Source organism: Brevundimonas sp., from assembly GCF_004210735.1.
GTDB lineage: Bacteria > Pseudomonadota > Alphaproteobacteria > Caulobacterales > Caulobacteraceae > Brevundimonas.
In genome coordinates this window covers 46627-54658 of record NZ_SDZL01000013.1, presented here as the reverse complement: position 1 = coordinate 54658, position 8032 = coordinate 46627, and the positions used below count along the sequence as shown (strand labels likewise).

Here is an 8032-nt window from a genome sequence, read left to right as displayed (position 1 = left end):
TGCTTTCTGTGGCGCTATCCCTCGGGTCACCCCGGGCGGGCGTTACCCGCCGCCTTTTCACCGTGGAGCCCGGACTTTCCTCGACGGAGCAAGCCCCGCCGCGACCGCCCGGCCGTCTGGTGGGCGTCAGATGCGCGTTTTGAGCGCCCGGATCAAGCCATGACGCTAGAGAACGCCCGTCACGCTCTCGGCGCTGGCCAGCTGCAGCAGGCCGACCAGGCGGGCGCGGGTCTCGCCGTCCGCGATCCCGTCGACGCGGTCGGGCCGCCAGTGGCGCTGGAAGGCCTCGACCGTCAGGCGGGTCTGGTCATCGTAATCGCCGCCGGGTTTCAGCCCATAGCCCAGCCTGTGCAGGCCCGAGCGCAGGACGATGACGCCCAGCCCTTCGTCGCCCGGCGACAGCGGGCCACCCAGCGCCGCGATCCGCTCGGTCGCCGGCTCGAACCACAGGCCGTGGCCGGCCTGGGCCAGTTGTCTCCAGGGGAAGAGCTCCCCCGGATCCTGCTTGCGGCCGGGGGCGCAGTCGGAATGGGCGATGATGCGGGCGTCCGGGACGGTCCAGCGCGTGCGGATGTCGGCGACCAGGTCGATGACCCTGTCGATCTGCGCCGAAGGAAAGGGGCGATAGCCGAATTCGTGCCCCGGATTGACGATCTCGATACCGATGGAGGCGGCGTTGACGTCGGTCTCGCCCTGCCATTCGCCCCGGCCCGCGTGCCAGGCGCGCCGCTCTTCGGGGACCAGGGACAGAACCCGCCCGTCCTCGTCCACGACATAGTGGGCCGAGACCTCGGTGCCGGGATCGCGCAGGCGGGCGATGGCGCCCTCGGCGGTCTGCATGCCGGTGTAGTGAAGGACGATCATGTCCGGCGGCCCGCGCCGGGCGTTGAAATTGGGCGATGGGGCGTCGGTCAGATCAAAGGGCGGCATGGCGAAGCGCGCGCGTCAGCGGCTTTCCCGCTCCCAGCCATAGGTGACCCAGGTGTCCCCGACCTTGCGGGCGTCGATCACACCCTCGGCGGCGGGGGCCGGCGCCATGCGGCGACGCGCGCGCACGGCCAGACCGGCGAAGAAGACCACGACCCCGGCGGTCACCGCGATCACGGCCACGGCGGCGGCGGTGATGACGGCCAGAACGGCGCCCACGGTCATGGCCACACAGGCCGCGATCAGTCCGCCCAGCCACATGATCGGCGCCATCAGCCCGGCGCCGCGGCGGCGGGACTGGAAGCCGAGGTGGAACACCTTCCGGGACTGGGTCATCGATTTCCCTTTCGGACGCTCATACTGAACGCCTTGGGCGCAATGTCGGTCCACTGACATGAACGGTCAATGGATGGACGCTTCACAGGCGAGTGTGTCGCAGCTTTTTTCCGGTCCGGTTCAGTGAACCGGCTGGTCGGCCAGAACCGTCGCCCCCTGCCCGCGCATCCGGTCGGTCCGAACCTCGCGCGCCAGGGTCTGGACCTGCGGGTCGGCCATGACGCCGCCCAGCATGACCAGGGCGCGCGCGCTCTCGCTCTGGACGCCGAAGGCGGAGGACAGCGCCTCCCACGGCGATTTGGGCGTCGGATAGCGCTTGTACCGCACCGAGGTTTCGGCCGGAATTTTGGCCAGCACGCGGGCGCGGGCGATGGCTTCGGTCAGGCCGCCAAGTTCGTCGACCAGACCCAATTCCTTGGCCTGGGCGCCGGTCCAGACCCGGCCGCGGGCGATTTCGCGGACCCGCTCGACCGGCAGTTTACGGCCCGTGGCGACGCGGGTGACGAAGGCTTCGTACGTCCGGTCCATCGAAGCCGCGAAGGCCGCACGCTGGGTCGGGGTGAAGGGTCGGACGGTCGAATAGGCCGAGGCGTAGTCGCCGCCAACGCTGAGGTCGCGCACATCGACGCCGAAACGGCCCAGGGCGTCGGCCAGCACGAATTTGCCGCCATAGACGCCGATCGAACCGGTCAGGGTCGAGGGCTGGGCGACAATGGCCGAGGCTTCGGAACTGATCCAGTAGCCGCCGGACGCGGCATAGGCGCCCATGGACACGACGACCGGCTTGCCCGCCGCCTTGGCCGCGCGCACGGCGGCCAGGATCTGTTCCGAGGCGTCGGGCGAACCGCCGGGCGAGGATACCCGGAAGACGATGGCCTTCACGTCCTTGTCCTCGATCGCCTGATAGATGGCCTCGGCCACGTCATCCGAACGCATGTCCGAGCTGGAGGCGAAGGGATCGGCGCCGCCACGGCCCGTGACGATGGCCCCTTCGCCGCCGACGATGGCGATGGCGTCGCGGCCCGAGCCGTTCCGCTCGCCCCGGGCCGAAGCGTAGTCATGGAATTCGACGATCTCGGCGTTGCGGCCCGCGCGGCGCTTGATGGCGGCCTCGGCTTCCTCGACCTGGCCGATCTTGTCGATCAGCTTGCGTTCCAGCGCCTGCTGGGCGGACCAGGGCCCGGCCTCGATCGCCGTCTTCAGCGCGACGGGCGTGGTCTTGCGATCCTGGGCCACGGCGGTCAGGGCGGTGTCGTAGATCGAGCCCATCCACGCCAGCATCGCCTCGCGGTGCGGCTCGGTATAGTCTTTACGGGTGAACTGGTTGACGGCGTTCTTGTATTCGTAGCGCTGCTCGAAATCGGCGCGCACGCCGTATTTGTCGAAGGCCCGGCCCAGGAACATCGTCTCGGCCGACAGGCCGGCCAGCTGGAAGTTCGAGGTGTTCTGCATCCACAGCTCGCCGGTCGAGGCGCCGATCATATAGCTGGAGACGCTGGTCCCCACGGGCATGAAGCCCTGGCTGTGGGCGATCACCGGCTTGCCCGAAGCGCGGAAGCGGCGGATGGCCTGACGCACCTCGTCGGCGGCGGCGGGGGTGATCCCGGCCTCCGGCAGGCGGATCAGCAGGCCCTTTACGTGACGGTCCTTCTCGGCCTGGGCCAGAACGTCAACGACGCCGACCACCGACAGGCCCGAGCCGCCGAAACCGGCGAACGGATTGGTCGGCGCCTGATCGGTCAGGCCCTCGCGCAGGTCCAGCTCCAGCACCGTATTGGTCGTGGTGGCGGCGGGCTTTGACGCGCTGGCCACGATCAGGGTGATCAGGAAGACCGGCAGGACGATCACGAACAGCACCAGCCCGGTAAAGACGCCGAGCACGGTCAGGAAGAACTGTTTCATCGCTGGAAGGCTATCCGATCGTTCGGCCGGGCGCGGCCGGGACCGACCATAGGCCCCGAACCGTCACCGTCAAATGAAGGTCGCGTCATGCGCGAACCGGGACGCAGACCCAGGTCAGGCCGCGCGTGTGCAATGCAGCAAACGTGATTGATGCGCTGCGGTTCAATCCCTATATCAGCCTTCTGCGAGCGGGGGCCCATCGCCCCGCGTATTGTCGGAGACCGCGCTCCCATGCTGGTCACCCTGATGAAGTCGAAGCTGCACCGGGCCACCGTGACCCAGGCCGACCTGGATTACGAAGGCTCTATCGCCATCGACACCGACCTGCTGGACGCGGCGGGCATCTTTGCGCACGAGCAGGTCGATGTGCTGAACATCACCAACGGCGCCCGCTTCACCACCTACGCCATCCCCGCCCCGCGCGGTTCCAAGGTGATCGGCGTCAACGGCGCCGCCGCCCGCCTGGTCCAGAAGAACGACAAGGTGATCGTGGTCACCTATGGCCAGCTGCCGGCCGAGGAAGCCCGCAACTACACACCCATCGTGGTCCTGCTGGACGACGGCAACGCCATCAAGCGCGCGGCTTGACGCCGGCTTAGCCGTAACCTCCCCTGTGCCGAACAGGGGAGAACACTAATGATCCGATACGCCGCCGCCATGGCGCTGCTGCTGGCCACGCCTGCCGTGGCGCAGGACGCCCCGACACGCCCCTCCATCACCGTGACCGGGCGCGGCAAGGTCGAGACGCCGCCCGACACCTTCCGCATCAATGCCGAGATCGAAGGCCAGGGCGCGAACCAGGTCGACGCCCTTCGCGCGCTGGCGGCCGTCCAGACGCGGGTCGAGGACATCAAGGCGCTGGAAGGCCTTGAGCGGGCGCGCCTGACGACCGGTTCGCCCAGCGTATCGCCGACGTTCGATCCCGCGTGCGAAAAGGACGACTATGGCGATAAGGACGATTGCCCGATCACCGGCTACGTCGCCTCCAGCAGCCTGACTCTCGAAGCCAGCCCGGTCGCACGCGCGGGCGATGCGGTGTCGCTGGCCTCGGAACGGGGCGCGCGGAGCGCAAATGTCACATCGTTCTATCTGGGGGACGACGCCGGACAGGCCGTTGAGGCGCAGCGCGCGGCTTTCGCCGACGCCCGTCGGCAGGCCGAAACGCTGGCGACCGCCGCCGGACAGCGGATTGTGCGAGTATTGAAGCTGCAGAACCCTGGTGACCGAAATGTAGCCAGGGAAATGTACGGCTACGGCTACGTCGACGATGTCGTAGTGACGGGCAGTCTAGCTAGACCAACCATTTCCCTGACCGTAGCGCCTCCGCCCGTGAGGACGGAGGCGCAAATTCAGGTGACGTTCGAGATCGAGTGATCAGCGAACGATGTCGTAAACGCCGGTGACATCGATGCGGACGGTCAGTTCGCCGGGCGCGACCGGGGTGCTGGCGCCGGCCGAATCCATGGCGGCCATGCGGTACATCGGCGTCGGCGGCTGGGGCGTATAGCCGCCGCCCTCGGTCAGGGTGCGGATGCCGCCCAGGCGGACGTTCAGGGCTTGGGCGTACAGCTGGGCCTTGGATTGCAGGGCGCGGACAGCCTCCTGGCGGGCGCGGTCCTCGGCCGCCTTGGGGTCCTTCAGCGCGAAGCCGATGCCGTCGATCTGGTTGACGCCGGCGCCGACCACGGCGTCGGCGGTCGAGCCGACACGGGTCAGGTCGTTGATGGTCACCGTCACGCGGTTGTTGGCCTGATAGCCGCGCAGCTTGGGCGGCTCGTTCTGAACATAGTCATACTGCGGCGACAGGTTCAGGCCCGAGGTCTGGATATCGCGCTCGGCGATGCCGGCGCGGCGCAGGGCGGTCATGACCTGGGTCATGCGCTCGGCGTTCTGGCTCATGGCGGCGGCGGCGGTCGGCGCCTCGGTCACCACGCCGAAGGTGATGGTGGCCATGTCGGGCGCGGCCTTCACCTCGCCATAGGCCGACAGGTTCAGCGACGGAGCGGGCTGCATCATGTGCATGCCTCCATGGTCCATGGGGGCCGTCTGGGCCAGGGCGGCCGGCGCCGTCAGGGCCGTCGCGGCCAGAAGGGCGCCGCCAAGCGCAAGAGCGCGGAATTTGCGGGTCATGTCAGTCTCCAGTGAGGACGATCCGTCGAGCGACGCAGCGTGACGCGGCGTCATGGCCGAACCTTGGCCTTTCGCGCCTGAATGAACGCACAGGATGGGCGTGCAGGTTCCATTCATCGGCGTGAAATCGACGAAAGGTTCGGTGCCGGATTGCACTGCACTCCGCGAAAAAAAAGAGTGCATGCAGTGCAATCAGTGCAATGGCTCGTCGAGAACGCCGGGGCGGGGAGCGAAGGCGGCGCGGGGCGACGGAGCTGACATCCGCTCAGTATGAACGCGCCCGCGACCCAGGCGGGCCGAAGGCCTCGGCGAACGGAAAGCCGGCCCGATTTCAACGCCGTGGCGCGCCGCGATAGGATGGCCGAGCGGTTCGAGCTATCGCTTTCCGCGCGGCGCTTTGCAGCCGCCGCCGCCTCTGCTAGGCGAAACCTCCCCGCTGGGAATCCGCCGGAGGGGCCCGTAGCTCAATGGTTAGAGCCGACCGCTCATAACGGTCTGGTTGGGGGTTCGAGTCCCTCCGGGCCTACCAGCGCGCATTCTGAAATTCAGTGTGACATCGGCTGCGGGTCAGTCGATCCGGCGTTAGACGCAAACGCGTCGAAAGGCTGTCGATCCGTCGAAATTGGTTAGCTCGCAGGCAAGCGCAGCAATAGCCGATGGCCTCAAACAAAGAGGTCCTTCATGAAACTCGGAATCGTTACAGCTGCAGTGTTGGCCGCAGGCCTGCTTACAACTGGCCACGCCTCGGCCCAAGAAGCGTGCGCTGGCACTTCGGCGAATACGCCGACTGAAAATTATGCGCTGGCCTGCGGGCGTGAAGCGAATGCAGATGGTTTCGGGTCGACCGCCGTCGGATCGGTATCCACGGCCGGCGCCACATATGCGACTGCGCTAGGCCATCTGGCCAAGGCAAACGGAGCAGCATCCACCGCTATCGGAGCGGTTTCTGAAGCCGGAGAAGGAGGAACCGCTATTGGCACGGGTTCTTGGGCCCAAGGGACCAACAGTGTCGCTTTGGGAGCAGGCAGCATCGCCAGTGAAGCCGACACCGTCTCCTTCGGCAACGCCAACATCAAGCGTCGAGTGACCAATCTTGCCGACGGGATCGCCGCCACTGACGGCGCCACGGTGGGACAACTGGACACCCGGCTGGCCGCTGCCGCTGTCGCAGCCCGCGCCTATGCCGACGAGGGCGACGCACAGACCCTTCAGGCGGCCAACGCCTACACCGACGCGCAGATCGCAGCGGTGACCGGCGGGTCAAAGGCCATGCAGGAATACGCCAACTCGGGCACCGCGGCCGCCATGGCCGCCGCGACGATTCCGCAGGCTTTCGCACCGGGCGGAACGTCGATCGGGGCGGGCCTGGGTCACTGGCGCGGTGAGTCAGCGCTTTCGATCGGCGCATCTCATCTGCTGGACTCGGGACGCATCAGCATCCGCGGCAGCGCCAGCCTGGCCAACCGTGGCGGCTCGGGTGGCGCAGTGGGCGTAGCCTTCAATTTCTAAGCCAGCCGTCTTCACAGCAAAGCCCGCTCCGGGTCGTCGGGGCGGGCTTTTGTCGTTCAGGCCGCGCGTTCGAAAGGCGTCAGTCCTCCGACGGCGCCTCTTTGGCGGCGGCGCGTTTTTCGGCTTTCGCGGCGGCCTTGGCGGCGGCTTTGGCGGCTTCGGCGCGTTCGCGCTCCTGGCGTTCGAAACTGTAGTTGGGCTTGCGGGCCATCGGCGATCCTGACATGGGCGCCGGAAGAGACCGGCCCGCTATATCTGGCCTGTCGGGCCGCCTTCGACAACCATTGACGAAAGGCGGCCCTTTGACACGGCCTCTAGCGCTGGCGTGCGAACCGGCCCGCGCGCCAGGCCATCCACAGGACAACGACGCCCACGCCGGTGCCGACGATCAGGCCGGGGATCGACGCCTCGGGCCCGAACGCGCCGCCGGTCAGATAGGGCGAGAAGCCGTCGCGGGCGGTGCTGACGGCGATGCCCGTGCCGAACTGGGTGCCCGAGACGGCGGCGCCGAACAGATAGCCCTGGGCGAAATTCCAGGCCCCGTGGACGCCGATCGAGACCCACAGGCGGCCGGTCAGGGCGTAGAAGGCGCCCAGCATGATCCCGGCCTCGACCGCGATACAGACGGCGGCGAACCAGGTGGCGTTCGGATTCGACAGGTGCAGGGCGCCGAACAGGGCGGCCGAAAAGGCGAAGGCGACCCAGGGGCCGAAGGCGCGCCACATCAGGCGCAGCACGATGGCGCGGGTCATGACCTCTTCGATCACGCCGGACTGCAGGGTCAGGCCGACCGATTCCCAGGCGCTGGCCGGGCCCTTCCAGGCGAATTCGTACAGGCCGAAAGCGAACATGATGGCCATGACGGCCGAGAACATCACCGTGCCGGTGATCCAGCCCGCCAGCAGGCCGCCGGGGGCGGCGCGCAGGGCGATCTCGTCCGCCGGGCGATTCTCTCCGAAACGGACGATCAGGGCGTAGAGGATCAGCGACACCAAAGCGCCGGTCCCGTTGGTCAGGATGTGGGTCGGGCCGCTTTGCGGGACCAAGGCGTCCAGCACCCCGATGGAACCGTAGGAAGCGAACGCCACGGCAAAGAACAGCGCCACCATCCAGCCGACGGCGCGCAGCCAGCGCAGCGGTCCCGGATGCAGGACGCGGCGGTCCCCCAGCGTGACGGGCACGCCCCAGGCGCGGAAATCAGTCATGGTTCAATCCTCCCCGAGTGCGG

The 8032-nt window shown here is 67.8% G+C and carries 9 protein-coding genes and 1 tRNA gene; 4 read left to right on the top strand and 6 right to left on the bottom strand.

Annotation, left to right across the window (positions count from 1 at the left end):
* Positions 1-165: 165 nt before the first annotated feature.
* The 3 genes from EON91_RS04545 to sppA all read right to left on the bottom strand — a co-directional run bounded on the left by EON91_RS04545 (position 166) and on the right by sppA (position 3165).
* Positions 166-930: an N-acetylmuramoyl-L-alanine amidase gene (locus tag EON91_RS04545; RefSeq protein ID WP_292091911.1), complete on the bottom strand. Its 765-nt coding sequence runs from the start codon at positions 928-930 to the stop codon at positions 166-168.
* 15 nt (positions 931-945) lie between these two features.
* Positions 946-1263, bottom strand: coding sequence for a hypothetical protein (locus EON91_RS04540; RefSeq protein WP_292091910.1), 318 nt, complete (start codon positions 1261-1263; stop codon positions 946-948).
* A 120-nt stretch (positions 1264-1383) separates the two neighbouring features.
* Positions 1384-3165 carry a signal peptide peptidase SppA gene (gene sppA, locus EON91_RS04535; protein ID WP_292091909.1) on the bottom strand — a complete coding sequence of 594 codons (1782 nt, stop codon included), beginning with the start codon at positions 3163-3165 and terminating at the stop codon, positions 1384-1386.
* 231 nt (positions 3166-3396) lie between these two features.
* Here sppA and panD point away from each other — a divergent pair, with 231 nt between their 5' ends.
* Positions 3397-3753 carry an aspartate 1-decarboxylase gene (gene panD, locus EON91_RS04530; RefSeq protein ID WP_292091907.1) on the top strand — a complete coding sequence of 119 codons (357 nt, stop codon included), beginning with the start codon at positions 3397-3399 and terminating at the stop codon, positions 3751-3753.
* Between the two features lie 48 nt (positions 3754-3801).
* On the top strand, positions 3802-4539 hold the full coding sequence (locus EON91_RS04525; protein ID WP_292091905.1) for an SIMPL domain-containing protein: 738 nt from the start codon (positions 3802-3804) through the stop codon (positions 4537-4539).
* Here the strand turns inward: EON91_RS04525 and EON91_RS04520 are convergent, their stop codons facing one another.
* Entirely contained in the window at positions 4540-5295 is a 756-nt protein-coding gene (locus EON91_RS04520; RefSeq protein WP_292091904.1) for an SIMPL domain-containing protein, read from the bottom strand.
* 453 nt (positions 5296-5748) lie between these two features.
* Here EON91_RS04520 and EON91_RS04515 point away from each other — a divergent pair.
* Both EON91_RS04515 and EON91_RS04510 read left to right on the top strand, forming a co-directional pair.
* Positions 5749-5824 (top strand) — tRNA-Ile (locus EON91_RS04515).
* 152 nt (positions 5825-5976) lie between these two features.
* Complete coding sequence (locus EON91_RS04510; RefSeq protein WP_292091902.1) at positions 5977-6804, top strand: YadA-like family protein; 828 nt, start codon at positions 5977-5979, stop codon at positions 6802-6804.
* 79 nt (positions 6805-6883) lie between these two features.
* Here the strand turns inward: EON91_RS04510 and EON91_RS04505 are convergent, their stop codons facing one another.
* Both EON91_RS04505 and EON91_RS04500 read right to left on the bottom strand, forming a co-directional pair.
* Positions 6884-7015 (bottom strand): hypothetical protein, encoded by a 132-nt coding sequence (locus EON91_RS04505; RefSeq protein ID WP_292091901.1) that lies wholly within the window; start codon positions 7013-7015, stop codon positions 6884-6886.
* A gap of 103 nt (positions 7016-7118) precedes the next feature.
* A complete protein-coding gene (locus tag EON91_RS04500) occupies positions 7119-8009 on the bottom strand; it encodes a CPBP family intramembrane glutamic endopeptidase (protein ID WP_292091900.1) in 891 nt (296 codons plus the stop codon).
* Positions 8010-8032: the final 23 nt, after the last annotated feature.